This window comes from Levilactobacillus bambusae, assembly GCF_003124125.1.
GTDB lineage: Bacteria > Bacillota > Bacilli > Lactobacillales > Lactobacillaceae > Levilactobacillus > Levilactobacillus bambusae.
This window is the reverse complement of sequence record NZ_QCXQ01000002.1, coordinates 334,446-360,185: the sequence shown is the minus strand read 5'-3', so window position 1 is coordinate 360,185 and position 25,740 is coordinate 334,446. Positions and strand designations below refer to the sequence as shown.

Below are 25,740 nucleotides of genomic sequence, written 5' to 3'. Positions count from 1 at the left end.
AACCTAACTAATAAAAAAGGTGCCCAATCAAGCATATGCTTGATTGGGCACCTTTTTGGCTACCGAGCGTTGACAATTTCTGGGTTGTCAGCCGCGGCAAGGCGCATCGTAACGTGTGGTGTCCCAATGTGTTCGTGAACTCCGCTAATGGCTTCAAAGCCGAAGCTAGCGTAGAGTCGCTGAATGTATTCCTGGGCATCAATCACAATGTCTTTGTCGGGGTAGTCACGGGCAATGACTTGAAGGATGTGTGCAACAAGTTGTTTGCTGAGACCTTTTCCACGAAAATCAGGTGAAACGAGAACCCGGCCGAATGAGACGCCGTGTTCGGTTTCGTAAATACGAGCATAGGTGGCAATTTTACCATCACCATCAATGCCTAAAAGATGTTTGGCTTCTAGATCTACACCATCGAGTTCCGGATATATCCGTTCCTGTTCTACGATGTAGACAGATTCGCGAACTTGCGTTACCGCATACCATTCGCGGGCAGTGAAATCGTCAAAATCCTTTACTTTCCATTCCATACCTGATCACCTCTTCAATAAATTCGTTCGCTGTCTATTGCAGTCGGATTTTCAGTTAAGGGGTCTAATCTTGGCTGGCGGTGTTACAATATCGTCCATCTGCCATGAACTTTGGTTGGTAGTAACGGTGCGGGTTAGATTAGACATCCGCCAGCAATGGCGAACCTAATTCAAAGGTCAACATGAGAGACTATGAAGCATTAACCGGTATGTATTAATAGCGTCAATCACGATCTTCATTTGACCAACAGTAAGTAATATACTCCGTTTTAAACTGATGTCAACCTATTTAACAAGCCAAAATTACTTGTGAAATTTTCCGCTTGAAACCTAAAAAAGCGCGGAACCGCGCTCCATTAAGATTTGCAATCGCTTCACAAAAATTAGAAATTTATTATCCTTTTTATAAACAAATTAACGATCGTGTCGGGTTTTAATCCACCGAATAATTCCGGAAATCAGCATTCCGGCGATGATTAAAAAGGAGATCAAGTAGCCCGCCATACCAATGTCAGTAATAAAGGCGTTTTCGGGGTGACTTTGGACGAGTAGGGAGGACCCAATAATGAGGGCGGCTAAGATAAGCGCTGTCACTAACCGGTTAACCATGGATTCCGCGGATCGCAGCAGCTCCACCCGGTGGGGAAAGTTAACGTTCAGCCGGGTCCCGCCGTTTTCCAAGAGTGACAGGACATTCGACAGCTTTGTGACTACCTTTGGGGCGTTTTCAGCGCTTTTATACCAGGCTAGGGCCGTTTGGCTTAGAACTTGTTTGGGATTGAACTGCTCGTTCATGTAACGCTTAGCGAAGGGTTGGGCAACTTCAATCATCGACAAATCAGGGTCGAGAACCTGAACAATTCCTTCAATTACCCCAAAGGCCCGAATCAGCATGGTGATATCGGAATTAAGTTGAATATTATTGTCCCGGCAAACACGGACGATACTGAAAATGAGATTTTGAAAGTCAATTTCACCTAGTCCAGAGTTATAGTAGGGCTCTAAAAATGGTCCCAGTTCACTGTAAAACTCCTCTTCGTTAACGGGACCCGTCCGCGTGGAGATTGCGAGCAGGTTGCGACCAATTGCCCGGGTATCTTGTGAAGCAACCGCAACAATGACGTTAGCCAGGTTGTTGCGCAGACCCTGACTAATGGTGCCCATCATTCCAAAGTCCAAGTAGACTAACCGGTAATCAGGCAGTTGGTTGTCGGTTTGGAGTGGAACATCATCCCCGACTTGGTAGGTACCGTGGCCCGTCTGGGCTGTTAAATAGCCGTCTTCTCCGGGATCTAACTCATGAACCAGAATGTTTCCGGGGTGCAGATCAGCGTGGAAGAATCCGTCAACGAAGACCTGTTTCATAAAGTTCGTGACAATGGTTTTAGCAATTTTGTGCCGGGCGGGATCAAGTTCGTGATCCGCGACTTGGTTAGCGTGTTCGACCCGGTCTAAGAGATGCTTAATACTTTTGCCGGGCATGAATTCGTTGACTAACACCTTTTCAGCGCAGAGGCCCGGGTACACACGGGGAACGGTAATCAGGTCGTCACCGTTATTCAGGTTATAAAACCGTTCACCGTTAGTCATCTCGTTTTTCGTATTCATTTCGGTAAACATGGAATTTTTTAGTTCGGTGACGAGGTTTTGCAGGTTGACGACGCGCGCCTCCGGGATGAGTTTGAGGAGGGGCAGGGCCTCTTCAAAGAGCGAAATATCGAGGGCGACCTCCTTTTCAATCCCGGGATGCTGGACCTTAACCACGACGTCCTGACCGCTTTTAAGCCGAGCGTGATGGGTCTGACCCATGGAGGCCGAGGCGAACGGGGTTTCATCGAAACTGGCGTACATGGCTGCGATTGGTTTGCCAGTGGCCGTTTCAATGGTTTGCCGAACGGTTAAAAAATTATCCGTTTGAACGTGATCCTGCAGCTTTTTTAGTTCATTAATATAGGCGGGGGAAACGATATCCGGTCGTGACGATAAAATCTGGCCAGCTTTAATGAAGGTCGGTCCGAGCTCTTCGAACGCTTGCCGAACCTGTTCCGGATGCTTTTGTCTGGCGAGGTTGGTTAACACGTTATACCGGCGGAAAATACTGATGATTTGCTTGAACCGGGCCCGCTTCTCACGTCCGGTAATTTCCACCGGGGGCAGCCCGTTAAAATTTAACTCTGTCATAACCGATTACCCCCTCCTAGTATTTTATGCCCTCACTCTTTAACTTTTGGTTAAGTCGTTTGCGGGCCGAAAAGAACTCAAACCCCATGCGCTTCCACTCGGTGTTCGACTGCCACCGGTAGTGATAGGTTTTGTGGTGGTTGTAGTGAGCATTTTTAATGTGGACCGCATACTCGAAGGAGAAAAGCTGATCCTCTAAGAACGTAAATTTCTCGTTAAACCGTAAGTGGTGATCATCAATAATGCGTTTTAAAAAGCACTTATTCCACACGAACCCGCCCACGATTCCGAAGTTAATGGAAGAAAGCAGAGCGTGCTGGTTGTAGTCCCGGTTGCGGCCGGGTACCGATAAATAACCGTAGTGGCCCGAAATGGCCAGTTCCGTTGGTTCGGCCTGGTGAAAGGCGGCTAAGAACTGGCTTAAAAAATCGGGTTCAAGCCAGTCATCACCATCGACAAAGCAGATGTATGTTCCGCGGGCGTTGTCTAGGCCAATGTTTCGGGCAGCGGAGACACCGTGGTTAGTAGACCGCTTTTTCAACGAGAACCGGGGATCCTGGTTAATGCAAGATTCAATGACTGCACAACTTTGATCGGTGGAACAATCGTCGATGATTAAGACCTCGAAGTTTGAAACTGTTTGATGCTGCAAACTGCGCAGGCACTGGGCCAAATGGTCCTCTAGGTTATAGACCGGAATGATCACAGAGAAGATTGGGTTTTCCATGACAAGACCTCCTGTATCCATAGTTACACTTCCTTTAGTATACCCGAAGTCAGCCCAGGATGCTGTCTTGTCGATTAAAACTTAAGGTTGTAGCGCATTGAGCGACATTAGCAAGGGAAAATGCTATACTTTTAGCAGGTGAACAAAATAAACTAACAGGTGATTAATTGTGAATAAACTTAAGTCAATACTTTCCTGGGTCATTCCCATTGTAGTGGGGATACTGTTGGCACTTGCCATTAAAACCTTCTGGGTGACCCCCGTGAACGTGGACGGAACATCCATGCAGCCAAACTTGCAGTCGTCTGAGCATATGTACGTCTTTAAGCAGTCCAAGGTTAAGCGGGGTTCCGTGATTATTTTTAATGCCCACGATGTGGCGCCAAACCAAGGAACCAACACGCAATTCGTTAAGCGGGTCATTGCCTTACCTGGCGATACCGTTCGTTACACGACGGATGGCAAGTTATACGTCAACGATAAGCTGCAGTCGCAGTCTTACATCAGCCAAACGGAACGTAAGGCGGGAACCACGTCAGTAACCGGGGCCTTTGATCTGGCTTCACTTAGCAAGGAACAACACTGGAAACGGGACGTTGGGGTGACTAAGGTTCCGAAGAACAAGGTCTTTGTCATGGGGGACCACCGGAGTGTTTCTTACGATAGTCGATACTGGGGGTACGTTCCCGAAGATAAAATTATCGGGGTTGCCAAAGTCGGTTTCTGGGAAAGCGACGCTGCTAAGGTCAACCATTTCGATCCAAGTAAATAATAGGTTTTAACCAGGCGAGGCTGTAACATTAGTCGTCTAAATCTGGCAAAATAGGGATCATCCCGTAAGACGAACGTTCTGTGTTCGTGTTTTGGGATGATTCCTATTTTGATTTGGCTTGACTAATGTCACGTAACTACTGGCACGAAGGCATCCGCATTTGGGATGTGGGACTTCGTGGCAAGTTGCAGATTTGTGTCTGCTGAGCGAAGCGGACTTATGTCCCGGCATCGCCTTTTTGCCCGAATAAATTATAATAATTCATTTATCTGGTTTTCAAAACTAGATTGATGAGTTATAATAATTTGAAATTGAAAGAAGGAAGGGTTACGTTTGCCACAAGATTTGCTCCAACAGACGGCATTGCTTGAGCCGTTACGGCGACTTCATTTACCGTTATGGGCGGAACTGCCGACTATTCCACTTCATCAAGAACAGGTCATCGGCTTGATCAACGAGACACTTGCTCCGCTGCCGGTGGAACCACTGACCGCCGCAATGGTGGCGAATTACATTAAAAAAGGCTTTATTACAAAACCAGTTCGAAAACGCTACGAGAAACTGCAGATTGGGGAATTGTTTGTCATTGGGTTGATGAAGAATACCTTTACGCTGGCTGCGATCGGTCGCGCGTTCGAAGCTGAAATGGATGACGTTCGAGTAAGCGAGGCCTACGACCGGTTTATTGAGCTGTTCAACAGTCAATTTGAGCGGTTAACGGTTCCCGTTAATCTGTCAATCACAATTGAACCCACTGATTCAGCGGCCTACCAGGTTCAAAAGATGTCCGTCCAAAGTAGTCTCTTTCGGATTACGACGCACGTTCTCTTAATGAACATTAAGGAGGAGCAACAGGATGGTGAACAAGTCTAATCGAATTGCTGTGATTGTAGATTCGTGTTCTGATGTTCCAGATGATTTAATGGCTAAGTACGATATGGTCTTAATTCCAATGACCATTAGTTTTCGGGATCGGGTCTACCAAGATCGGATAACGATTTCGCCCGAGCAATTTTATCAGCGGTTAGAAACCGAGATTCCGATGACGGCCAGTCCCACCGGTAAGGTGATCGATAACGCGTTTGACCGGGTGGCTGCCAGTGGGTATGACCACGTGATTGTGGTTACCATTTCTTCGGCGCTATCGGGAACGAACCAGGAAATTCGGTTGATTGCCCAGATGCATGACGAGTTAGACGTTACCGTTGTGGATACGAAGAACATTGGCATTGGAAGCGGACTAGTTGCGATCTACGCTGCCCAACTAATTGAAGCGGGGTGGGAGTACTCAGCTATTTTGGAAGAACTCGATCGGATTATTCCCCAGACGCACGTGTTTGTTTACGTTCCAACGCTGAGTTACCTGGCTAAGGGCGGACGAATTGGCAAAATGGCCGGGCTTGCGGGTTCTGTCTTAGATATTCGGCCCGTGATTTCAACCGATGCCGATGGCGGTTTTTACTCAGCAGCCAAGGGTCGGGGAGAAAAACGAACCCTGAAACAAATGAGGCAACTGGTGGAAGATCAAATCGGGTCGGCTAACCGCTTTAACTTAGCCGTGGCAGATGGGGCTAATCGGCCGCTAGCGACCAAGATTGCCGATCAGTTGGTGGACCAGTATCCCACTGCTGAACACCTCTATACGGGTGATATTTCACCAGCGTTAGGGGTGCATACAGGGCCAGGTCTCGTGGGGATCGTCGTTCAAGTGTTAGACGAAATTGGAGAAGAGTGATGGTGTGACACGAAGAAAAAAAGGGTTAATTGGAATTCTAATTAGCCTCGTTCTGCTCGTTTGCGTGGGGCTCACGGGCGGAGCGTATTACATGTTTCATTTTGCTTTTGAGCCGGTGCCAAAGCAACTGTCTAAAAAATCGACCAAGAGCGATGAACTAACGGCCAAAAATAAGAGGTGGCTGGCTTCCGTTAAGAAGCAGACGTGGACGGAAACGTCCGCTACCGACCACCTTAAGTTAGATGCCGTGTACGTGCCGGCCAAGCGGACCACCGATAAAACCATTGTGGTGGCCCACGGGTATATGAACCAAAAAGAAGACATGGCACAGTACATTCATATGTTTCATAATTTGGGGTATAACGTACTCGCACCCGATGATCGGGCTTCGGGTAAAAGTCAGGGAAAATATATTACGTTTGGCTGGTCGGATCGGTTAGATTACGTGAAGTGGACCAAACAGGTAATTGCAAGAAACGGGTCAAAGAGTAAAATCGCGTTATTTGGTGTGTCAATGGGAGGCGCAACCGTTATGATGACGGCGGGAGAAAAGCTGCCATCGCAAGTTAAGGCCGTGGTTGAGGACTGCGGTTACAGTGGGGTTGGCGATGAACTGGGGTATGAGTTGAATCACTACTTCCACTTGCCTAAGTTCCCCCTGCTTAACGCCGCAGAGTTAGTGGCGGCCATGCACATCCACTATAATTTCATGGATGCAAAATCAACGACCGCGCTGTCAAAAAACCAGTTGCCGGTATTTTTCATTCACGGGGGAAATGATCAGTTTGTTCCCACCAAGATGGTCTACCAAAACTACAAAGCCACTCAGGGCTATAAACAGATTTGGGTCGTTAAGAAAGCGGGCCACGCTCAATCCTACATGTATCAACCGAAGACCTATACCCATAAGGTTGATCGTTTCCTGGGGAAATTTTTGTAAAAATAAAGTCAGCGACCTTCTATCCGAAAGTCGCTGACTTTATTTGTTTTGTCGCATCTGCATCGTTCATGGTAAAGAGGTGGATTCCCTCGACACCCATTGCCAGCAATTCGTTGATCTGATCGATGGCATACTGAATTCCAGCTTGCCGAAACGCCTGGGGATCATTACCATACTTCGTTATTAGCTGATTGACCCGGTGGGATAACGGAATGCCCATATTATGGGTGAGGTTATCCACAAGGTGCTGGCTTAATAGCGGCATAACCCCAACGGTAACGGGAATGTTAATGCCGGCCTGACGAATCCGGTGAATGAAGTTATCGTAAATCTGGTTGTCAAAGAAAACCTGCGTGATTAACTGACTCATTCCGGCATCAACCTTGTGCTGCAGCCCCAGCAGTTCGGCCACCCAACTGGAAGATTCGGGATGCCGAGCGGGATAACTAGCCCCAACGATATCAAAGGACCCAAACCGATTGATAAAGTTTGCCAAATCACTCGCGTGGGGAAAATCGCCAATGGCCTTTTCGGGCTGAACTTCGCCCCGTAGTGCCATCACTTTAGTTACCCGGCGACTTGCGAGCTCATCCAGGAACTGGCTAATGGACGCCTTGGTTTCGTATAGCCCCGGCAGGTGAGCCACCGCCGGCAGCATCAGCTGATTTTGAATAATCCCGAGGGCTGTTAAGCTTGCCTCCTTAGTTGTTTCAGCTTGACCGGCTCCTAAGGTAACCGCCACTGATTCAGGTGCTAAGGCAGGTAGTTCCACTAACATTTCTTGGTAGGCGGAAATGGCTTCGGGACGACTGGGGGGAACGATTTCAAGTGAAAATGATGTTGTTGGCATGTTCAAATTAACTCCCTTAATCGTTATTCTTCATTTTTTCGAGTGCAGCAATAATTTCCGTTGCGTCACCGTCTAGTAGATCCGTGGCTTGCGCATAGAAGTCGCCTAGATCGTCGTGGTGCGTTTTTAAGAATTCGCGGGCATCCTTGTACTTGCCTTGACCGACTAAGTCCTGGAGGTGTTTTAATCCATCGTGGGCATCCATCATTTTCTCCTCCTTTGTTATTCAGCATTTAATGGTTTAAGCTTATCTTAACTGAAATTGGGAAATATGCTAGCCGAAGGGCTTGAAAGCTTGTCGTTGAGATTCATAAGCGGGTTTTGTAAAATAGGAAGGTAGAAGGAAGGGTCGTCAGATGTTTAAAATATTAACCCCGCATCGGTTCACCCTGGCTCAGGGGCTGACGTTAGGCTTTATTGGCATTATTTTAATTGGAACGGGATTGCTGTTGCTTCCGTTTGCTGCGGGAACGCAGACGACGTTTATGCAGGCACTTTTTACGGCAACGTCTGCGACCTGTGTGACAGGGCTGACCGTTGTTAATACCGCGGCCCACTGGTCTTTGTTTGGGCAGATCGTTATTTTAGCACTCATTGAGGTTGGGGGACTGGGGTTTATGACCTTTGTGGTTCTCTTATTCATGTCAACCCGGCACCACGTTAATCTTTCGGCGCAGTTGATGGCCCAGCAGGCTCTTAGCCTTGAAAGTCTATCCCAGATTGGGTTGATTCGATGGATTGTGAGTATGTCGGTGGGGGTCCAACTGGTCGGGGCAGCGTTATTAGCCATTGATTTTGTTCCCCGTTACGGCTGGCTAACCGGAATATGGTATAGTTTCTTTCACGCCATTTCCGCGTTTTGTAACGCTGGATTCGATCTTTTTGGCAATAGTTTGGAAGGATTTGCCAGTGACCCCTACGTCTTAATTGTGATTATGCTGTTAATTTTAGCCGGTTCGTTTGGGTTCCTCGTGCTGGAGGATCTTCTCCTCTACCGGGAACGTCATCACTTGACCCTACATACTAAATTGGCGTTATCAACGTCAGGATTTTTATTAGTCTTTAGTTTCGTGGTTTACTTATTAACGGAGCAAAACGTTCATCAAATGAGCGGATTGACGCCGTTTCAGCGGATCGTCAATACCCTGTTTTTGGCGGTTACTCCCCGGACGGCTGGATTTGATACGATGCCTTACGGTCACCTTTCGATGGCGGGGATCGCCTTTACGATGCTCCTGATGTTCATCGGGGGAACCCCCGGATCGACTGCGGGCGGAATTAAGACCACGACGCTGGGAGTATTGGTTTTGCAAGGTTTTGCCACCCTAAGTGGCAGACAGGACGCTACCTTTGCTCACCGGCGGTTTACCAGAGAAAACGTCGCTCGGGCCATGACCCTGTTCTTTGTCGCGTTGGCCCTCGTTGTAACAGCGGTAATTGTCATGGCAGCGACTGAAACCATTCCGAAAAATGAGGGATTGGAGTACATTATGTTCGAGGTCTTAACGGCGTTTGGAACAACCGGGGCCACCTTAGGATTGACGTCCCACTTAACCCTTTTAGGTCAGGGGATTATTATGGTCATGATGTTTATTGGTCGGGTTGGCTTGTACACTGTTATGTACGCCATCCTAAATTCTAACCATCCAAACGACGGTTATCGATACCCAGAGGAGAGTGTGTTAATTGGCTAAAAAACCATCAAATAATTATGCGGTGATCGGGCTGGGACTATTCGGCGGAAGTGTTTGTAAAACGCTAACGGATCGCGGCCAAGATGTTTTGGCAATTGATATTAATGAAACCCAGGTTAATACCTATGCGCCGATGGTAACGCAAGCGGTGATTGCGGATGCCACGGATGAAACCGCAATGAATAATTTGGCCCTTGGTAGTTTTGACCACGTTTTTATTTGTATCGGTCAAAATATGCAGGCCAGTATCATGGCCACCCTTATCGTTAAAGAACTGGGGGCTAAAGATGTGATCTGTAAGGCTGAATCACCGTTACACGCCCGGGTGTTAAACCGGGTGGGGGCAGACCACGTGGTTCAGCCCGAAGTTGATATGGGCCAGCGGGTTGCTGATCGGGTTCTCGAACCTAATATTTTACATTACCTCATGCTAAACAAGGATGTTTCGCTGTCTGATGTGCGGGTTGAAAATCCCGATTTATTGGGCCAGTCGTTATCCCAGCTTAACCTATTAGAACGCTATCACGTGACGGTGATTGCCATTAGTCATCATGATCAGGTGACGGTCTCGCCGTCGAAACAAACGCAGATTGCGCTCGATGATACCATTACGGTCGTGGGTAAAACGATTGATGTCGATAATTTCAACGAGGTTGCTGGAACGGCCGTTAAAGCTTAGAATGAGACTTTGAGTCGTTTTTCGGTATAATAATGAGTGAATTATGTAAGGGAGGGGAATGACCGTGGATTTAAGTTTAGTGGAGCTTGTACTCGCTTCTGGAGCCGCCAGCTTAATTGGCCATGCCCGAGCTCGGCGGCAGGTCACCCGGTGGCGTAAGAATCGGTCACAGGTTTCCGATCAGGTTCCCATCCTTTTTCTACACGGATTACGGGGCGGGGCCCAGACTATGACGCAAATGGTTCAAGCCGTTAAAAAAAGCTGGCACGAGCACGTATTGGTAATTCACGTTAATCATGCCGGCAAATTAAAAATTACGGGCGAGTGGAACCCAGCGGACGCCCACCCGTTAGTCCAAATTAACTTTGGCAATAACCAGGCCCGAACCACCCTACAAATGGTATGGCTCAAAAAAGTCCTCATTTATCTGCGGACCCAACACGGAGTTCAAAATTACGATGCCGTTGGTCATTCCGCGGGGTGTGTTACCTTAGTGGACTTTGCGGAAACCTACAATGACGATCGTAAACTTCCAAGTCTACGCCGGTTAGTGACCATTGCCGGCCCCTTTAACGGGGTACTCGGCATGAACGAAAGTTATAATACTAATCAGCTAGACGAGATGGGATGTCCGGTGGTGATTTACCCCGCCAACTTTTGGTTCCCCTCTTACGCCAGCCTCTTAGAAAATCAGGCGGCCTTTCCAACCAACGTCGATGTATTAAACATTTACGGGGATATCGGGGATGGCAGCCATTCTGATAAGTATATTTCGACTGCTTCCGCTAGGTCGCTCCGCTATTTATTAGGGGATCAACCGCAAAGCTACCATGAAATTCGGTTCCGGGGTGACGATGCTGAGCACTCAGAGCTTCATGATAACCATGAAGTGATGCGACTGGTAAGGCAGTTTTTAGCCACGCCAATTGCTGAAGCCCCTCAACCAGAAGTGGAACAAGCAGTGGAAAATTAGCGCACAAAAAAAGCCGCAGTGATCGGGATGGTCATTGCGGCTTTTCCAGTAAAAGTATAAAACAATTGCTGAAATGATTGAAGTTAACAATGACTCACACAGGATTGGGGGGAGTGTGGAAAACGATCATTGTTAAGCCAACCATTTGGGATGTTCGGCTAGTTGCGCATAGGGGTTCAACTAACTATTTAATAGTTTAGAACTTGCGTGGAATGACTTCAAGTGAATTTGTGACGAATCTAAAAATGTGGACAAGAATGAATTAGAAGAATAATTTACTTGCCGTCGCCACACACACGAGAAGAATAACGGAAGCAATCGCTGAGGCTAAGAATGGTTTCCGGCCCCGAGTTAAGATGACCTTGAAGTTAACGCTCATTCCTAAGGCGGCCATCGCCATTCCTAAGAAGATGTAAGCCAACTTCACTAACCAAGCTAATACAGTGGCACCAAGGGGAACGAACGTCCCAATGACACTGGCTAACAGAAATCCGGCCATAAACCAAGGAATGGGCAGCTTGCCGTTACCTTCCGTATAGGTGCCGTCTTTCCGAGTGGCCCGTTGGTACCAGGCACCAATGATAAAGGCTGCGGGGGCTAAAAGTAAAACCCGAGACAACTTGGTAATGATGGCCGTATCCAAACTGACGGGACCGTCTGCGCCACCAGCTGCAACTGCGTGGGCAATTTCATGAAGTGAACCACCGGTCATGACCCCAAACTGAATGGGCGTCATGTGAAGCAGGGGTTTGATCCCGATTTCAATCAGGGTAAAGATCGTTCCCATGATGGCGACGATGGCAACCGCAAGAACTTCATCCTCCCGCTTCTTTTCTTCTTCGTTGGCTGGAACCGTAATTTGGGGTGAAATTCCCATTACGGCGGCGGCCCCACAAATTCCAGTTCCGCTAGCAGTTAAAATAGAGAGTTGGCGGTCAACCCCTAATTTACGGCCGATCCAGTAGGTTAAGATGATGGTACCCGTTACCACAAAGATGGCAAGGGTAATGGTTTTAACACCAGCCCGAGCCAAATCAATTAAGTTGAGTTTAAAGCCTAAAAGAATAATACCAAGACGCAAAAATTTATTGGAAATAAACCCAATTCCGCTCATCGCTTCGTTAACACCGGGCCGCCATAGCTGCATGACCATCCCTAATAGAAGTGAAATAACTAAGGAACCAATAATTGAAAAACCGGGAAATCCGGCTAGAACTGATCCGACGATGGCACACGCCAGGGTCATGAGAACGGCTAGCCAAAATGACCGGGTCTTCATTAATTCAAGTGCTGCTTTCATGAAAACAAATTCCTCCCAAAAAGTGATAAGATAAGCGTATCAAATTTTTATGATAAAATAAAATTATGGTTCATTATGTTTTCATCAATATTGCTAATCAAAGGGGGATTTCCATGCTTGATCACCGGTACCATACGTTTTTAACCCTGGCACGGACGGGGTCATATACGCAAACCGCGGATGAACTTTTTATTACCCAACCCGCTGTCACCCAGCAGATTAAGAGTTTGGAGAAGGAAGTGGGGTTTAAGCTGGTGACTTACCGCCGACCGATTCTAGAGATCACACCGGAAGGACAGAAACTAGCCGAATTTATTTCTAAGGCTGAAGTTCAGTCGCAACAACTATTGGATAGTCTGCGGGTACCCGTTACAAATCAAACCCTCGTATTTTCAGCAACCATGTCAACCAGCGAAATTTTAGTTCCGGAGTTAATGATGGTACTAAAAAAGCAAGGGTATCAACAGATTGACTGCCACGTTGTGAACACCCAAACGGCGTTAGAGGAAATTAGTTCTGGCACCAGTCAGTTTGCGCTGATTGAAGGTAACTTTGATAAGCAGCGTTTCGGTTACCGGCTTTTGCGGCGGGAACCGTTCGTTGGGGTAGCGTCTTCGGCTAATCCAGTGGTCCGAAACCCCGACCTAGGCTTAACGGATCTTACGGCCATGACGCTGCTGCTCCGTGAAGAGGGCTCCGGAACCCGTGATATCTTTAGAAGTATTGCCACCGCCCAGAACCTTAGCCTGCCTGATTTCAAACAGGTGATTACCATTGCCGATCCAACGGCAATTCGCGAACTTCTGTTGCGGGACGCTGGGATTAGTTTTCTCTACGAATCCGTGGTTAAGGCCGATCTAGCATCCGGCCAGCTGGCGCGGCTCCCGATGCCCAACTTTAAGTTGGCTCACGATATGGATTTAGTATGGCTCAAAGGTAGTCCCTTCGAATCAACGCTGATCCAACTCATCCAAGACCATATGGCGGTTAAAGAATAGATGTACAAAAAGTAAGAAGTAGCGTATTCTATCCCCATAACGATGTAACAGGAGACGAAGAAGATGTTAGAACAATTAACGACTGAAACTTTTCATGAATTTGGTCACGATCAGCCGGTAGCCGTCATCGACTTTTGGGCGGATTGGTGCGGCCCCTGTAAGATGCAAACCCCAGTCATTGAACACTTAGCGGCTAATTACGGAAACCGGGTAGCGTTTGCCGCTTTAGATGTTGATCAGCATCAAGACATTGCTAAGGAATTTGGGATCATGAGTATCCCAGCTCTGCTCATTTTAAAAAACGGGCACCCCGTTGAACGGGTGGTTGGATTTCACCCCGAAGGCGCACTAAAAAAGTATTTAGATAAGAAGCTTGATGAGGTCGATGCATCAAGCGAGCCTGAGGATTAAAACGATAAAAAAATAGAGGCCCTTTCCCGATTCGGTACCTTTTAATCGAATGGGGGAACGGCCTCTATTTGGTTGTCAGCGGGCTTGTATTTTTGGGCTTACTGATACAGTTCCTTGATGTGGCTAAGGGTGTCAATCAGTTCCTGTTCCATCGGGGTGGTGACATAGCCCTTCCGCGTTGCGAGTGCAATGTTGAATTTCACGGCCACCTCATCCGTTAGCGTTAGCTTAACTAAGTGATCATCGGGTGTCACCGCATCGCCCACTAGTAAACCAACCCCGAGATTTTGGGCGATCAAAGCCTTTAAAATCGCGTAATCTGGGGTGCTATAAATAATGTGGGGGGTAATACCCGAAAAGTCACTGTAGGCCTTTAGGGCTTGGGGATGAATATAGCGACCTGTGAGACTAATAAAGTTTTCGGCTTGCAGTTCCTTGAATGAGACGGTTTGCCGGTTCGCCAGGGGATTTTCGGGGCTGACAATCAGGTTGAAGGGGCGGCTAGCCAGCTGTAAACTTTTCACCTGGTCGTCGTGCAGGGGATGCAAGGAGGCTAAGAGCGCCACGTCAATTTCACCCCGTTTGAGGGCTGGTAAAAGGAGGTTGGAGCCCGTTTCGGTTGTTTTAAGGTGCGGTAAGAGCCCTTCCTCTAAAAGCTGGCCGGAAACCTGGGAAAAGTAGAGGTTACCAATGATGGGGGGCAACCCGAAGCGAATGTTGGCGTGTTGGAGGTGTTCCAGTTCAGTTTCCGTCACCCGAAGCGTCTGTAAAACTTCCTTAGCCCGGTTGCTAAGAATTTCACCTGCGCGGGTGACTTCCATCTCCTTTTGGTTGGTGGTCCGGTTAATTAACTTGGTTTGGTAATGTTCTTCCAAACGTTTAACGGCCGTCGTGATCGTTGGCTGACTGACGCCAAACCGTTTAGAAACGGCAGTGAAATTTTTGAGTTCGGTTAAACTTAAGAAATACTCTAAATCACGTGTATTCATGGTGTCCCTTCTTTATCAACTTAATTATTATCACAATTATAACTGAAAAAGTGAATTAATGAACATTATTATTATGATAAGGGTAATAAGTGAGAGTAATAAAGAATTCAGTGAGTAGTCGCAGGATCTTAATGTTCTTGCTTAGTACAAGTTACTTTTTGAAAAAAGAATGTTATAATGTTGTCAGAAAATATTTGAGCATATTTGCTGCACAGAAAAAGGGAACCCTGGCGGGGGTTCCCTTTTTTGTTGCCTGTGGCTGCTTGTTGTCCTGATTAGTGTTTGTTGAGCCAATGAGTGAATAAGGCAACGCAACAACCACTAAGAACACTGAGCACTTCTGACTCACCTCTACAGGTCCAGCCCTAAATAAGAGTCCCAATCTCCAACTGGAAATTCACCAGTTAAAGATTGGGACTCTTATTTAGTCGGACCTAAACGTAGAGGTTCACGACCTATAACTACGTTCACCTTTGCAGACCCCTCCAAAATAAGGAACGATATCCAAAATCGGAAAAACCGCCGATTTAAGATATCGTTCCTTATTTTAGTGGGTCTAGACACAAAGGTTCACGACCTATTACCACATTCCCAACACCTTCATCCATAGTGTGCCGACCGTTAGCCAGAGGACTAAGTAGAAGACACCTAGGATAGCGTTTAGACGCCACCAATCTTTTTGGGCGACGTAGCCGGAGCCAAAGAGAATTGGGGCGGGACCTGAACTGTAGTGGGTGGTTGAAGCAAATAAATTCCCAAAGTAGCCTAACATGAGGGCCCCCAGGAGAGGAGGGACACCGGCTGAAAGGGCTACGGCTAGCAATGCACTATACATGGCACTAATATGAGCTGTCGCACTCGCAAAGAGGTAGTGACTGTAGAAGTAAACGAGGATTAAGATCACAAGAACGATCATCCAGTTTAATCCGTGCAGTGAGCTGGCAATGGATTTACTCAACCAAGGGATAAAGCCTAAAGTGTTTAATTGGTTGGCCATCATCACAAGAACCGAGAACCAAACCAAGGTGTTCCAAGCGCCCGTTTCATGCAGAATGTCTGACCAATTCAAAACCCCGAAGAGTAAGAGCAGTGCAATCGCAATAAAGGCCGTTAAGGTGGCATCAATGTGCAGCAGGCTCCCCGAAATCCAAAGTAGGAGGGCCACTACGAACACGACGGCCATTAGCTTTTCGGGAAGGGAAAAGGCGCCCATTTGGTCTAACTCATCGTCAGCCCATTGTTTAGCGTTAGGGGTTTCCTTAATTTCAGGTGGATAAAGTTTGTAAATAATCCAGGGAACTAAGATTAAGGATAAAATGCCTGGTACCAAGCCACCTAAAAACCAATTCATCCACGTGATGTTAACGTGATAACCCTTAGCCAACGATTGAGCCAAGGGATTGCCCGCCATGGCGGTTAAAAACATTGCGGCGGTAATCATATTCCCGTGAAACTCCGAAAAGATCAAGTATGATCCGATTTTTCGCTGGGTCCCATCAGCAGGTGAGGATCCAAACGCCCGGGCAAGTGACTCGATGATGGGATACATAATGCCCCCGGCTCGGGCCGTGTTACTCGGCGTCGCAGGTGCAATGATCAGGTCCACCCCAATGAGGGAATAGGTTAGCCCCAGTGTTTTCTTACCGAAGAGGCGCACGAAAATCAGCGCAATGCGGCGGCCTAATCCCGTTTTGATGAAGCCGCGTGAGATGAAGAAGGCCATGACGATTAACCAGATACTGTCATTCCCAAATCCGGCAATGGCCGCATCCATCTTGACCTCACCGGTGAGAACGGTGACGACAAACCCAATGATGGCAACCCCACCAATGGGAAGGGGTTGGGTAATACACCCAACGATCGTTGCGACGAAGATGGCAAACATGTGCCACGCCGCTAATGAAACGGAAGCGGGTTTAAATGGCGAGCAGGCCCAGATGAGAATTCCAAAGACCAGCGGCCAGATAAACTTTTTGTAATCAATTTTTTCTAATGTCATTTAGTTCCCTACTTTTGTGAGTATTTGTAGGCTTGTTGGCCAGCCTGACGACCAAAGATAACCGTTTCAGCAATGGAGTTACCGCCAATTCGGTTATCACCGTGGAGGCCACCCGCAATTTCCCCGGCAGCAAACAGGCCGTTAATCACAGTTCCATCGTCCTTTTGGACCTGGGTTTGAGCGTTGATTTTGAGTCCCCCCATCGTGTAGTGAACGGCTGGGGCAATGTGAATGGCAAAGTAGGGGGCTTTGTCAAACTGATGCATACCCATATCCCGGCTAAAGTCGGAGTCGCTGTCCTCTTCGACCAGTTTATTCCAACGGTTAATGGTGGCGGTCAGTGTTTCAGGGGCCATGTTCAGCTTATCGGCTAAGTCGTCAATGGTTTCACCGGTCGTTACTAACCCAACGTGATCGTAAAATTCGATTGCTTGGGCCCGATCCCGGACGTTTTGGTCAAAAATTAAGTAGGCCGATTTTTCTGGTAGGTTATTGATCGCAGCCGTCACGTTTTTCCGGGTATCCAATTCATTAACGAACCGGGAACCATCAGCGTTCACTAAGATGGCACCTTCACCCCGCACGGCTTCACCAATTAAGAAGGTGTGGTCAAAGTCCTGCTGAACGGTTGGGTGAACCTGAACTTGATCCATATCGACAACGCCGGCCCCAATTTGAGTCGCCAGTGAAATTCCGTCTCCAGTAGCCCCTGGTTGATTGGTAGTCTTGTAGTGCTCTAAGTCCGGCCGGTATTGACCGATTAACTTAGGGTTGGCGCCAAAACCACCGGTAGCGAGTACCACGATTGGGCTGTTCAGGGTCTTCTTAGTCCCGTCCAACTCAACTTCAACCCCCGTAATATCACCTGATGCATCGGTCATTAACTTAGTGGCGGTAACGTCGGTGAAAATTTCAAGGTTGTCTTTGTCAGCCACCTTAAGCAAGTTGGTTTCTAAGTAACCGCCGATTGGTGCCGTGCTGGCTGGTCGGTGGGCCCGTGGTGTCTTCATTCCACCCGTAATGGTGATGTCTTCAAGGGGAATGTCGTGATCCTTGAGCCATTCAATTGCTAACGCACTGTGATCAGTGAAGTAGCGTAAGAGTTCAGGGTTGTTTTTCTTTCCCCCGCCAACGAAAGTTTCGTTGTAGAAGGCATCCATGCTGTCCACGATCTGGTGACTGAGCTGGGTTGAGGTTTCAGCGGCGTTCATTCCGGAAGAGGCCCGGGTAGTGTTGCCACCAATCTTGTCCATTTTTTCTAAAATAACAGGGTGTAAGCCAAGTTCAAAGGCTTGGATGGCACTGGTTAAACCAGCTGCTCCAGAACCAATGATCACCATGTCGTAGTCAGTTTTTAAGTCTGCGTGAGCAGTGGGTTCAAAGCGGAATTTATCAGCCAACGAAAGGATCCTCCTTCATTTGATCAGCGAATTTAATAAAGTTGTTGAAGCATTGATCAAGAAACTTGATTGTTTTTGCATCGGTCAGTTGTTGGTTATCGTCAAACTGATCTTGGGCCCGGGGCAGCATGAACTCGTTATTTGGCATGGTAATTGCATTGACGCCGGGGGAGTCAATGATGTCGCGGAGGTTCATTTGGGCCCGAACAGTCCCCTGAATTCCGTACGACGCACCCACGATCATTGTCGGGGTACTTTGCAGGGGATGGGAGTAGGATGACAACCATTCCAAGACACTCTTTAAGCTAGAGGGAATTGCGTGGTCGTATTCGGGGGTGGCAAAGATAACTCCGTCAGCAGCTTCGATTTGTTGCGTTAAATCTTGAACGGAAGCGGGGATGTCCTTGGCCTTTAAAAGGTCTTCGTTGAAGAGGGGGACGTCCTTAATCTCTGCAATTTCCAGGTTAGCGTAGTCCGCAAAGTGGGACTGCATGTATTGTAATAAAATGCGGTTGTAAGAAAAACTTGCGTTCGTTCCTACAATCCCAACAAAGGTTGGTTTGGTCATAGTTAAGGTTCCTTTCTAATCATCAAGAGAATCGCGGCCAAGGTTGGTCATCTTTAAGGGATCAACCCATTCATCAAACTGGGCTTCGGTTACCTTACCAGACTTTAAGGCCGCCACTTTTAGGGTCGTTCCCTCTTTTTCAGCCTGTTGGGCGATAACGGCACTATCGTGGTAACCAATGTGTGGTGAAAGGGCAGTTACCGTCATGAGGGAGTTATCAACGAGTTCGGTCATCCGTTCCTGGTTGACCGTTAAACCTGCGATTAACCGGTCGGTAAAGCCCGTAATCGTATCCGTTAAAAGGTTAGCGGACTCTAAGAAGGCCAGAATCAAAACGGGTTTGTAAACGTTCATTTCGAAGTTCCCCTGACTAGCAGCAATACTAATGGTGACGTCATTGCCCAATACCCGAGCGGCCGCCATCGTAATGGCTTCGGCCTGGGTGGGGTTGACCTTGCCGGGCATGATTGACGAACCCGGTTCGTTAGCCGGAATGTTTAGCTCGTTGTAGCCGGCTCGGGGGCCACTAGCTAAGAAACGAATGTCATTTGCAATTTTCATCACATCACTCGCTAATGATTTAATGGCACCGTGGACGGTGTTCAAGCCAGAGTGGGCGCTTAAACCATAGAATTTGTTTTCTTTATCACTAAAGGGAACACCATAAACGGTACTCAACGTTTCCGTGATCTTTTCTGAAACGTGAGGGGCGGCGTTTAATCCCGTTCCAACGGCGGTCCCACCAATGGCTAGACCGTAGAGGGTGGGTTCCAAACTCGTTAAGTAGTCTAAGTCGTGCTGTAACATGCTAACCCAACCGCTGATTTCCTGACCAAAGGTTAATGGCGTTGCATCCTGCAGGTGAGTTCGGCCGATTTTGACCACCTTCCAGTAGGCCTTTTCCTTCTCCTCTAAGGCCGTAATCATGTGGGCAATGGCAGCCTTTAATTGATTGACGGCTAAGGTAGCCGTGATGTTCATGGCCGTTGGGAAGATATCGTTGGAACTCTGACCGTGGTTGACGTCATCGTTCGGCAAGATTTCAATGGCTGGATTGATCTTAGCGGCAACGTGGGCCACAACTTCGTTCGTATTCATGTTGGTTTGAGTTCCGGAACCCGTTTGGAAAACGACCAGCGGGAAGTCCTTGCGAAGGTCCTCGTCGCTTAAAGCTAATAACTGATCAATAGCTTGGATGATTAAGTTGACTTTGTCTTCGGGCATTTCACCGAGCGCTAAGTTAGCTTGGGCAGCGGCCTTCTTAATTTGAAGTAGAGCACGGATCATTTCGATTGGCATTTTTGATCCAGCCGTAAAGTTTTGCCGGCTCCGTTCGGTTTGTGGTCCCCACATTGCATCCACTGGGATTTTTACGGGACCTAATGTGTCTGATTCTTCACGATATTCAGTCATAACGTGACCTCCAAAAAAAGTTATTTGAATAGATTGCTCAATGTTTTTCAATGGTTAGTAAACCACCAATGCAATTTATAGTCAAACTTCGGTGAATCAATAAAATTAATTTATATGAATGTGATAATCCGTTGCTAAAGGTGGAATTTAACCGATTCGAATTAGTAAATAAACAATAAAAAAATATTATTAAAACGGCATAACGGCCCGGATAATCGGGTCAAAAGAGGCCCCAATCCAGCAATGTTCCTGGATAGCGGCCCCAATTCGTTCAGTATTTATTTTGTGCCAGCCCAACTGATTTGAGGTTGGGCGGCTAAAATCTGGTTAATTTCCTTAAGTTCGGCGTCACTAAAGGTTAGGTGATCAAGCGCATGAACGTTGTCTAGAACCTGGCTTGGCCGGCTTGCGCCAATGAGAACGCAGGCCATTTCAGGATCACGTAAATCCCAAGAAAGGGCCATTTCGGCTAAGGTCTGCCCCCGAAGTTTAGCGATATCGTTTAGTTTTTTGACGGTTGATAAGGTTTGATCCACTTGGCTGTCAATGAGGAAGGGACTATCTGACCGGTTAGCCCGTGAGTCCTGTGGGATGCCGTTAAGGTACCGGTCCGTTAGGAGACCTTGGGAGAGGGGACTAAATGCAACGCCAGCCTTACGTTCCTTTTTCAAGACGGGGAGTAAGTCCGTTTCGATACCACGGTTAAACATGTTATACCGAACCTGATTGACGATGAACGGAGTTTTCAGGTCGGTGAAAATCTTTGTAATGGCTGCCATTTGTTCGCCTGTGTAATTAGAAATTCCAATGTAGAGGGCCTTCCCCTCACGAACTAATTGATCAAGGGCTTCCGCCGTTTCGTGAAGATCGGTGTTGGGATCAAAGCGGTGGGAATAGAAAATATCAACGTAGTCTAGGCCCAAACGGCGTAAGCTATCATTGGCACTGTTAATGATGCTTTTCCGGGAGCCGTACGTTCCGTAGGGCCCCTCCCACATATCGTACCCAGCCTTGCTAGAAACTAAAATTTCGTCCCGGTAAGGTTTTAGATCAGTCGCTAAAATTTGACCAAAGTTTTCTTCTGCCGTTCCCGGTTCGGGACCGTAATTATTGGCTAAGTCAAAGTAGGTAATTCCAAGGTCAAAGGCTTGACGGACAATTGCCCGTTGATTATCTAAGCGATCGACGCTCCCAAAGTTGTGCCATAAACCTAATCCAATGGCGGGTAGTTGAAGTCCGCTAGCTCCCGCATAGTTATAAACCATTTTTTCGTAACGATTTGGATCTGCGACGTACATTTTTATCGGCCTCCTAATTTTTACCTTATAGGATGATAGTAGCATAGCTGTTTAAAGATTGTTAGCGCTTTTTTATTCCGAATGGTACACTAATTTTGGAATAGTTAGGAGGTTTTAGTGATGCGATATCTAGTGACTGGAGGGTCAGGGTTTATTGGATCAAACTTTTTGAATCAGTTTGTTCCAATAAACCCGCAGGACCAGTTTCTAAACGTTGATTTGTTAACGTATGCGGGGAACAATCAGTTTGTCCAAGTGGGCGATCGGGCCAACTACCAGTTTATTCAGGCTGATATTGCCGATGCCACCGTTATTTCCGCGGTATTTACCGACTTTCAGCCGGATGTGGTCGTTAACTTTGCGGCCGAATCACACGTTGATCAAAGTATTACGAACCCCGATAAGTTTGTTCATTCTAACGTCAGGGGGACTGTCACCCTGTTAGATGCAGCCCGCACCGTTTGGGATGGTCAGTTTGAAGGCAAAAGATTCCACCAGGTGAGTACGGACGAAGTCTTTGGCACCCTTGGCGAAACGGGTACGTTTACCGAGACTTCGCCTTACCGGCCCCGGAGTCCGTACAGTGCTTCAAAGGCGGCGGCAGATCACTTTGTTCAGGCCTACCACGCAACGTATGGGTTGCCGATTTCGATTACTCACTGTACCAATAACTATGGCCCGAACCAAAACGACGAAAAGTTAATTCCGACCGTGATCAAGCGAGCTCTGAATCATGATCCCATCCCAATATATGGTTCCGGTCAAAACGTCCGGGATTGGTTGTACGTCGGTGACCACAATCAAGCCATCTGGCGGGTTATTCACCGGGGCCAAGTCGGAGGAGTGTATAACATTGGGGCAACGTGCGAGAAATCAAATCTCAACCTTGTCCGTTCAGTGTTAGCGGAACTGGCTCGACAAACGAATACGAATCTGACCGACCTTGAAAATCTGATGACCTTTGTTCCAGATCGTCCGGGCCATGACTTTCGGTACTCATTGAATTGGGCTAAAATCCGCCGTGAACTCCATTGGATGCCTCAGGTTTCATACACCGAAGGAATGAGGAAAACGGTAGCGGCTTATCTTTCTCAGAAAAGTAATTAAATTTGGCTGTCCTTTTTGAAACCAAGATCTTTAAAACTCAATCTTTCACCACGGAAACCGCTTATTTATCACTTTCTTTGTTTGCGATTGTGAAATAAATTAATAATTTTACTTAATTTTCACAAGGAGGCCCATAGTTACAATGAAAAGTTGTGGTTGAAAGTTTTCACAAAAGAACGTATAATTCGTTTTGTGATTTTGTTTCGACAAAAACTGAAAGAGGGATTAATCGATAATGCAAATCGGAATGGTTGGACTCGGTAAGATGGGCCTAAACTTGGTCAAGAACATGATTCGTAACGGCAATGAGGTTGTAGCATATGACTTAAACGCCGATGCAATTGCTGAAGCAGAGGCAGCTGGAGCACAAGCAGCAACGACTCTACAGGAACTTGTTGCAAAGTTGGATGCACCACGGACTGTCTGGGTGATGGTTCCAGCAGGCGCACCTACTGACTCAACAATTGAGGAATTAACTAACCTGTTATCTTCAGGTGATTACCTCATTGATGGTGGTAACTCATACTACAAAGACTCACTACGTCACGCGGAAATGTGCGAAGCCAAAGGCATTAACTTTTTCGATTGTGGAACCTCTGGTGGTCAAAGCGGTGCTTTAGAAGATGGGAACTTCATGATTGGTGGAACGAGTGCAGAAGCATTCGAACACTTGAAGCCATTATTTGAAGGCATTGCTGAAAAAGATGGATACCTTTACACAGGGAAACCTGGTTCAGGACATTACATGAAGATGGTTCATAACGGTATTGAATACGGAATGATGGAAGCCATCGGTGAAGGATTTGAAGTACTTGAAAAGAGTCCATTCGACTACGATAACGAAGCCGTTGCCAAGGTTTGGTCACACGGTTCAGTTATTCGTGGTTGGCTTATGGAATTAGCTGAAGAAGCCTTTGCTCAAGATGATAATTTAGACAATATTTCTGGTAAGATGTTCTCCTCAGGTGAAGGTAAGTGGACACTTGAAGAAGCACTTGACCAACAAACTTCAACTCCAGTTATTGCAGCTGCACTGTTGAACCGTTACCGGTCAATGGAAGAAGACACCTTTACAGGTAAGGTTGTCTCTGCCTTACGTCACGGTTTTGGTGGCCACGCAATGGACATGAAGAAGTAAGTTAATTTTAATTTAAATACGGCTGGGACATAAGACGTTTAGGCCATGTCAAATAAGGGCAGAGGGCCAGATTCGATTGTAGTATGATCGGATTTGGTCCTCTGCCTTTATTTGGTTGTGGCCTGTCTTATGTTCCGTAACTACAGGTCCGAGAGTATCCTGTTAAGGATGGTGGGCTTTCGGGCCATGCTGCAAGAGTCAACCTCTTTAGCGCAACGGGTCTGATGTACCAAACACGTTTTTTGTCCTTTTTAGGGGTTATTTCAGGTATAATGGAGATAAATAACTCAGAATTAATAAGGATTTGATTAAGAGAATGGTTAAATTAACCGATGATTATCTTAGGCAACCAGCTGATTTTGAGGACGTGGGAATCTTTATCCCAACTTTTTCTCAGGCGCAGCTGTCAGAAAAAACTAAACAGACACCCCAGTGGATTCACGTTGGTCCCGGAAATGTTTTTCGCGGCTACCATGCGGCCCTGGCACAATCGCTCATTGAGCAAGGGAATTTAGAGACGGGGATTATTGTGATGGATACGCACGATGACTCGTTAATTGAAAAAATATATCATCCCTACTCAGACCGAATTTTACAGGTGTTACCTACCATTGAGGGGACGTTGACTAAAACACTGCTGGCCTCTGTGGCGGGTGCTTACTATGTGGCGCCCGACCGGCTGGAGGCCTGGCGGACGATGCAGCATTATTTCCAACAGCCATCACTGCAAGTCGTTACCTTTACCGTGACGAAGGACGGGTATAACTTGGTGGATGAGCAGGGGGAACCCTATCAGACGATTCAGGAGGACATGGTCAATGGACCTGATGAACCCTTATCCGATATGGGCCGAATTACAGCGCTGCTATACGCTCGGTATCAAGCGGGCCGTCTGCCAATTGCCCTTTTAAGCACCGATAATTTTTCCCAGAATGGTGACCGGTTAAAGGGATCGGTGTTAACCATTGCGGACAGTTGGGAAACCAACCGGGTTATTGAACCGGGATTTTCGGAGTACTTAACGGATTCGGCCTGCGTCAGTTTTCCCATATCTACAATCGACCGGACAACGTTGGCTCCGAGTCATGAAGTTGCTGCTAAACTGCAGGAACAGGGGTTCAGCGATACAACGATGTTAGAACGTCCCGGACACTCCGCGGTTGCTCCCTTTGTCAATACAGAAGTGGCGCATTATCTAGTGGTGGAAGATAATTTTCCAAACGGCCGGCCGCCGTTCGAACAGGTGGGCGTCATCATGACGGACCGGACGACGGTAAATCAGGTGGATGAATCCAAAGTGACCACAACCCTTTGGCCCATCTTAGATACGCTAGCCATTTATGGCAAACTGCTGGGGTTTGAAACGCTGGCGGAGGCCATTCAGCATCCCGAACTCAGCCAGTTAGTTAAAAATGTGGGTCAGGAATCCGTCGCGGTTGCGGAACCGATCGAGGCGGTAGACGAAGAGGCCTATCTTGCCGAATTAATTAGTAGCCGGCTACCTAATCCATACTTATCCGCAACCACTCAATACATGGCCAAACGACTCTCAACCCATTTAGCCACCAATTTTGGGGTAACGGTTTCGCGTTACGATGCCCGAGATAACGTGGCACCGCAGCAACTCACGCATATTTCATTGGTCATTGCGACTTGGATTCGGTATCTAATGGGAATCAACGATGAGGGCCGGCCGTTTAATCCCAGTCCCGATGACCGTTGGAATGAGTGTCATGCCTATGTGGCGGACATTCAGTTAGGGGAAGAAACGGATGTCCACGCCCACTTAGAACCGTTGTTATCAGATCGAACCCTATTTGGACAAAACCTCTACGGGGTTGGAATTGGTGAACAAATTGAAGCTGATTTTAAGGCTGAAATTGCCGGGGTTGGCGCAATTAAGGCGACCTTAAGCGCTATTTTAACTGAAGCACATCATGATTGATCGGGGTTCGCTCGATTAAACGATATCCAAAAATAGCGGTATGATTCAGATTCGAGTAAGGGTTACTCGGATTTGGATTATACCGCTATTTAGTTT

Annotated in this window: 25 protein-coding genes; 12 read left to right on the top strand and 13 right to left on the bottom strand. The window is 47.3% G+C overall.

Features of this window, described 5'->3' with window-relative positions; translation table 11 throughout:
• Window positions 1–59 precede the first annotated feature (59 nt).
• The 3 genes from DCM90_RS04535 to DCM90_RS04525 form a co-directional block, all read right to left on the bottom strand.
• The gene (locus DCM90_RS04535; protein ID WP_109250153.1) at window positions 60–527 is read right to left on the bottom strand and encodes a GNAT family N-acetyltransferase; all 468 of its coding nucleotides are present in this window, start codon (window positions 525–527) and stop codon (window positions 60–62) included.
• A 414-nt stretch (window positions 528–941) separates the two neighbouring features.
• On the bottom strand, window positions 942–2,708 hold the full coding sequence (locus DCM90_RS04530) for an ABC1 kinase family protein (RefSeq protein WP_109250152.1): 1,767 nt from the start codon (window positions 2,706–2,708) through the stop codon (window positions 942–944).
• A 16-nt stretch (window positions 2,709–2,724) separates the two neighbouring features.
• Window positions 2,725–3,435, bottom strand: coding sequence for a glycosyltransferase family 2 protein (locus tag DCM90_RS04525; protein WP_109250151.1), 711 nt, complete (start codon window positions 3,433–3,435; stop codon window positions 2,725–2,727).
• Window positions 3,436–3,604: 169 nt separating this feature from the next.
• Between DCM90_RS04525 and lepB the strand changes: the two genes are divergently transcribed.
• The 4 genes from lepB to DCM90_RS04505 all read left to right on the top strand — a co-directional run bounded on the left by lepB (window position 3,605) and on the right by DCM90_RS04505 (window position 6,882).
• Window positions 3,605–4,207 (top strand): signal peptidase I, encoded by a 603-nt coding sequence (gene lepB / locus DCM90_RS04520; protein ID WP_109250150.1) that lies wholly within the window; start codon window positions 3,605–3,607, stop codon window positions 4,205–4,207.
• Window positions 4,208–4,540: 333 nt separating this feature from the next.
• Window positions 4,541–5,080, top strand: a complete 540-nt coding sequence (locus DCM90_RS04515) for a DUF1836 domain-containing protein (protein ID WP_109250149.1) — start codon at window positions 4,541–4,543, stop codon at window positions 5,078–5,080.
• Window positions 5,064–5,942 carry a DegV family protein gene (locus DCM90_RS04510; RefSeq protein WP_109250148.1) on the top strand — a complete coding sequence of 293 codons (879 nt, stop codon included), beginning with the start codon at window positions 5,064–5,066 and terminating at the stop codon, window positions 5,940–5,942. The genes DCM90_RS04515 and DCM90_RS04510 overlap by 17 nt, the downstream gene beginning before the upstream one ends.
• A gap of 4 nt (window positions 5,943–5,946) precedes the next feature.
• The gene (locus DCM90_RS04505; protein WP_109250147.1) at window positions 5,947–6,882 is read left to right on the top strand and encodes an alpha/beta hydrolase; all 936 of its coding nucleotides are present in this window, start codon (window positions 5,947–5,949) and stop codon (window positions 6,880–6,882) included.
• Window positions 6,883–6,901: 19 nt separating this feature from the next.
• Here DCM90_RS04505 and DCM90_RS04500 read toward each other — a convergent pair whose 3' ends face one another.
• Window positions 6,902–7,732 (bottom strand): methylenetetrahydrofolate reductase, encoded by an 831-nt coding sequence (locus DCM90_RS04500; protein WP_109250146.1) that lies wholly within the window; start codon window positions 7,730–7,732, stop codon window positions 6,902–6,904.
• Window positions 7,733–7,748: 16 nt separating this feature from the next.
• Window positions 7,749–7,937 (bottom strand): hypothetical protein, encoded by a 189-nt coding sequence (locus DCM90_RS04495; protein ID WP_109250145.1) that lies wholly within the window; start codon window positions 7,935–7,937, stop codon window positions 7,749–7,751.
• 151 nt (window positions 7,938–8,088) lie between these two features.
• On the opposite strand from DCM90_RS04495, the gene DCM90_RS04490 reads away from it, so the two are divergent.
• The 3 genes from DCM90_RS04490 to DCM90_RS04480 all read left to right on the top strand — a co-directional run bounded on the left by DCM90_RS04490 (window position 8,089) and on the right by DCM90_RS04480 (window position 11,078).
• Window positions 8,089–9,426, top strand: a complete 1,338-nt coding sequence (locus DCM90_RS04490; protein ID WP_109250144.1) for a TrkH family potassium uptake protein — start codon at window positions 8,089–8,091, stop codon at window positions 9,424–9,426.
• Window positions 9,419–10,105: a potassium channel family protein gene (locus DCM90_RS04485; RefSeq protein ID WP_109250143.1), complete on the top strand. Its 687-nt coding sequence runs from the start codon at window positions 9,419–9,421 to the stop codon at window positions 10,103–10,105. Before DCM90_RS04490 ends, DCM90_RS04485 begins: the two co-directional genes overlap by 8 nt.
• A gap of 64 nt (window positions 10,106–10,169) precedes the next feature.
• The gene (locus tag DCM90_RS04480; RefSeq protein WP_165815206.1) at window positions 10,170–11,078 is read left to right on the top strand and encodes an alpha/beta hydrolase; all 909 of its coding nucleotides are present in this window, start codon (window positions 10,170–10,172) and stop codon (window positions 11,076–11,078) included.
• 262 nt (window positions 11,079–11,340) lie between these two features.
• Here the strand turns inward: DCM90_RS04480 and DCM90_RS04475 are convergent, their stop codons facing one another.
• Complete coding sequence (locus tag DCM90_RS04475; RefSeq protein ID WP_109250141.1) at window positions 11,341–12,378, bottom strand: YeiH family protein; 1,038 nt, start codon at window positions 12,376–12,378, stop codon at window positions 11,341–11,343.
• A 113-nt stretch (window positions 12,379–12,491) separates the two neighbouring features.
• Between DCM90_RS04475 and DCM90_RS04470 the strand changes: the two genes are divergently transcribed.
• Window positions 12,492–13,376: a LysR family transcriptional regulator gene (locus DCM90_RS04470; RefSeq protein ID WP_109250140.1), complete on the top strand. Its 885-nt coding sequence runs from the start codon at window positions 12,492–12,494 to the stop codon at window positions 13,374–13,376.
• 63 nt (window positions 13,377–13,439) lie between these two features.
• Window positions 13,440–13,787 (top strand): thioredoxin, encoded by a 348-nt coding sequence (trxA, locus tag DCM90_RS04465; RefSeq protein ID WP_109250139.1) that lies wholly within the window; start codon window positions 13,440–13,442, stop codon window positions 13,785–13,787.
• Between the two features lie 98 nt (window positions 13,788–13,885).
• On the opposite strand, the gene DCM90_RS04460 is transcribed toward trxA, so the two are convergent.
• From DCM90_RS04460 to DCM90_RS04430, 7 genes are all read right to left on the bottom strand, one after another.
• Entirely contained in the window at window positions 13,886–14,776 is an 891-nt protein-coding gene (locus DCM90_RS04460) for a LysR family transcriptional regulator (protein ID WP_109250138.1), read from the bottom strand.
• 275 nt (window positions 14,777–15,051) lie between these two features.
• Complete coding sequence (locus DCM90_RS10215; RefSeq protein WP_109250534.1) at window positions 15,052–15,114, bottom strand: type I toxin-antitoxin system Fst family toxin; 63 nt, start codon at window positions 15,112–15,114, stop codon at window positions 15,052–15,054.
• Between the two features lie 242 nt (window positions 15,115–15,356).
• Window positions 15,357–16,775: an anion permease gene (locus tag DCM90_RS04450; protein WP_109250137.1), complete on the bottom strand. Its 1,419-nt coding sequence runs from the start codon at window positions 16,773–16,775 to the stop codon at window positions 15,357–15,359.
• Window positions 16,776–16,783: 8 nt separating this feature from the next.
• A complete protein-coding gene (locus DCM90_RS04445) occupies window positions 16,784–18,175 on the bottom strand; it encodes a flavocytochrome c (RefSeq protein ID WP_109250136.1) in 1,392 nt (463 codons plus the stop codon).
• On the bottom strand, window positions 18,168–18,743 hold the full coding sequence (locus DCM90_RS04440) for an NADPH-dependent FMN reductase (RefSeq protein ID WP_109250135.1): 576 nt from the start codon (window positions 18,741–18,743) through the stop codon (window positions 18,168–18,170). Before DCM90_RS04440 ends, DCM90_RS04445 begins: the two co-directional genes overlap by 8 nt.
• A gap of 15 nt (window positions 18,744–18,758) precedes the next feature.
• Window positions 18,759–20,156 (bottom strand): class II fumarate hydratase, encoded by a 1,398-nt coding sequence (locus DCM90_RS04435; protein ID WP_109250134.1) that lies wholly within the window; start codon window positions 20,154–20,156, stop codon window positions 18,759–18,761.
• A gap of 278 nt (window positions 20,157–20,434) precedes the next feature.
• Window positions 20,435–21,454: an aldo/keto reductase gene (locus DCM90_RS04430; RefSeq protein ID WP_109250133.1), complete on the bottom strand. Its 1,020-nt coding sequence runs from the start codon at window positions 21,452–21,454 to the stop codon at window positions 20,435–20,437.
• A gap of 120 nt (window positions 21,455–21,574) precedes the next feature.
• Here DCM90_RS04430 and rfbB point away from each other — a divergent pair, with 120 nt between their 5' ends.
• The 3 genes from rfbB to DCM90_RS04415 all read left to right on the top strand — a co-directional run bounded on the left by rfbB (window position 21,575) and on the right by DCM90_RS04415 (window position 25,644).
• Window positions 21,575–22,561 (top strand): dTDP-glucose 4,6-dehydratase, encoded by a 987-nt coding sequence (rfbB, locus tag DCM90_RS04425; RefSeq protein ID WP_109250132.1) that lies wholly within the window; start codon window positions 21,575–21,577, stop codon window positions 22,559–22,561.
• 235 nt (window positions 22,562–22,796) lie between these two features.
• Window positions 22,797–23,699, top strand: a complete 903-nt coding sequence (gene gnd / locus DCM90_RS04420; RefSeq protein WP_109250131.1) for a phosphogluconate dehydrogenase (NAD(+)-dependent, decarboxylating) — start codon at window positions 22,797–22,799, stop codon at window positions 23,697–23,699.
• Window positions 23,700–24,015: 316 nt separating this feature from the next.
• Window positions 24,016–25,644, top strand: coding sequence for a mannitol dehydrogenase family protein (locus DCM90_RS04415; RefSeq protein ID WP_109250130.1), 1,629 nt, complete (start codon window positions 24,016–24,018; stop codon window positions 25,642–25,644).
• Window positions 25,645–25,740 lie beyond the last annotated feature (96 nt).

What these genes read in the sequence shown, in the direction of transcription:
- DCM90_RS04495 (WP_109250145.1), bottom strand. Translation starts at nt 7,937, where the DNA reads ATGGATGCCCACGATGGATTAAAACACCTCCAGGACTTAGTCGGTCAA.
- DCM90_RS04510 (WP_109250148.1), top strand. Translation starts at nt 5,064, where the DNA reads ATGGTGAACAAGTCTAATCGAATTGCTGTGATTGTAGATTCGTGTTCT.
- DCM90_RS04440 (WP_109250135.1), bottom strand. Translation starts at nt 18,743, where the DNA reads ATGACCAAACCAACCTTTGTTGGGATTGTAGGAACGAACGCAAGTTTT.
- DCM90_RS04500 (WP_109250146.1), bottom strand. Translation starts at nt 7,732, where the DNA reads ATGCCAACAACATCATTTTCACTTGAAATCGTTCCCCCCAGTCGTCCC.
- DCM90_RS04430 (WP_109250133.1), bottom strand. Translation starts at nt 21,454, where the DNA reads ATGTACGTCGCAGATCCAAATCGTTACGAAAAAATGGTTTATAACTAT.
- DCM90_RS04475 (WP_109250141.1), bottom strand. Translation starts at nt 12,378, where the DNA reads ATGAAAGCAGCACTTGAATTAATGAAGACCCGGTCATTTTGGCTAGCC.
- rfbB (WP_109250132.1), top strand. Translation starts at nt 21,575, where the DNA reads ATGCGATATCTAGTGACTGGAGGGTCAGGGTTTATTGGATCAAACTTT.
- DCM90_RS04450 (WP_109250137.1), bottom strand. Translation starts at nt 16,775, where the DNA reads ATGACATTAGAAAAAATTGATTACAAAAAGTTTATCTGGCCGCTGGTC.
- DCM90_RS04460 (WP_109250138.1), bottom strand. Translation starts at nt 14,776, where the DNA reads ATGAATACACGTGATTTAGAGTATTTCTTAAGTTTAACCGAACTCAAA.
- trxA (WP_109250139.1), top strand. Translation starts at nt 13,440, where the DNA reads ATGTTAGAACAATTAACGACTGAAACTTTTCATGAATTTGGTCACGAT.
- DCM90_RS04470 (WP_109250140.1), top strand. Translation starts at nt 12,492, where the DNA reads ATGCTTGATCACCGGTACCATACGTTTTTAACCCTGGCACGGACGGGG.
- gnd (WP_109250131.1), top strand. Translation starts at nt 22,797, where the DNA reads ATGCAAATCGGAATGGTTGGACTCGGTAAGATGGGCCTAAACTTGGTC.
- DCM90_RS04415 (WP_109250130.1), top strand. Translation starts at nt 24,016, where the DNA reads ATGGTTAAATTAACCGATGATTATCTTAGGCAACCAGCTGATTTTGAG.
- DCM90_RS04530 (WP_109250152.1), bottom strand. Translation starts at nt 2,708, where the DNA reads ATGACAGAGTTAAATTTTAACGGGCTGCCCCCGGTGGAAATTACCGGA.
- DCM90_RS04535 (WP_109250153.1), bottom strand. Translation starts at nt 527, where the DNA reads ATGGAATGGAAAGTAAAGGATTTTGACGATTTCACTGCCCGCGAATGG.
- DCM90_RS04435 (WP_109250134.1), bottom strand. Translation starts at nt 20,156, where the DNA reads ATGACTGAATATCGTGAAGAATCAGACACATTAGGTCCCGTAAAAATC.
- DCM90_RS04490 (WP_109250144.1), top strand. Translation starts at nt 8,089, where the DNA reads ATGTTTAAAATATTAACCCCGCATCGGTTCACCCTGGCTCAGGGGCTG.
- DCM90_RS04525 (WP_109250151.1), bottom strand. Translation starts at nt 3,435, where the DNA reads ATGGAAAACCCAATCTTCTCTGTGATCATTCCGGTCTATAACCTAGAG.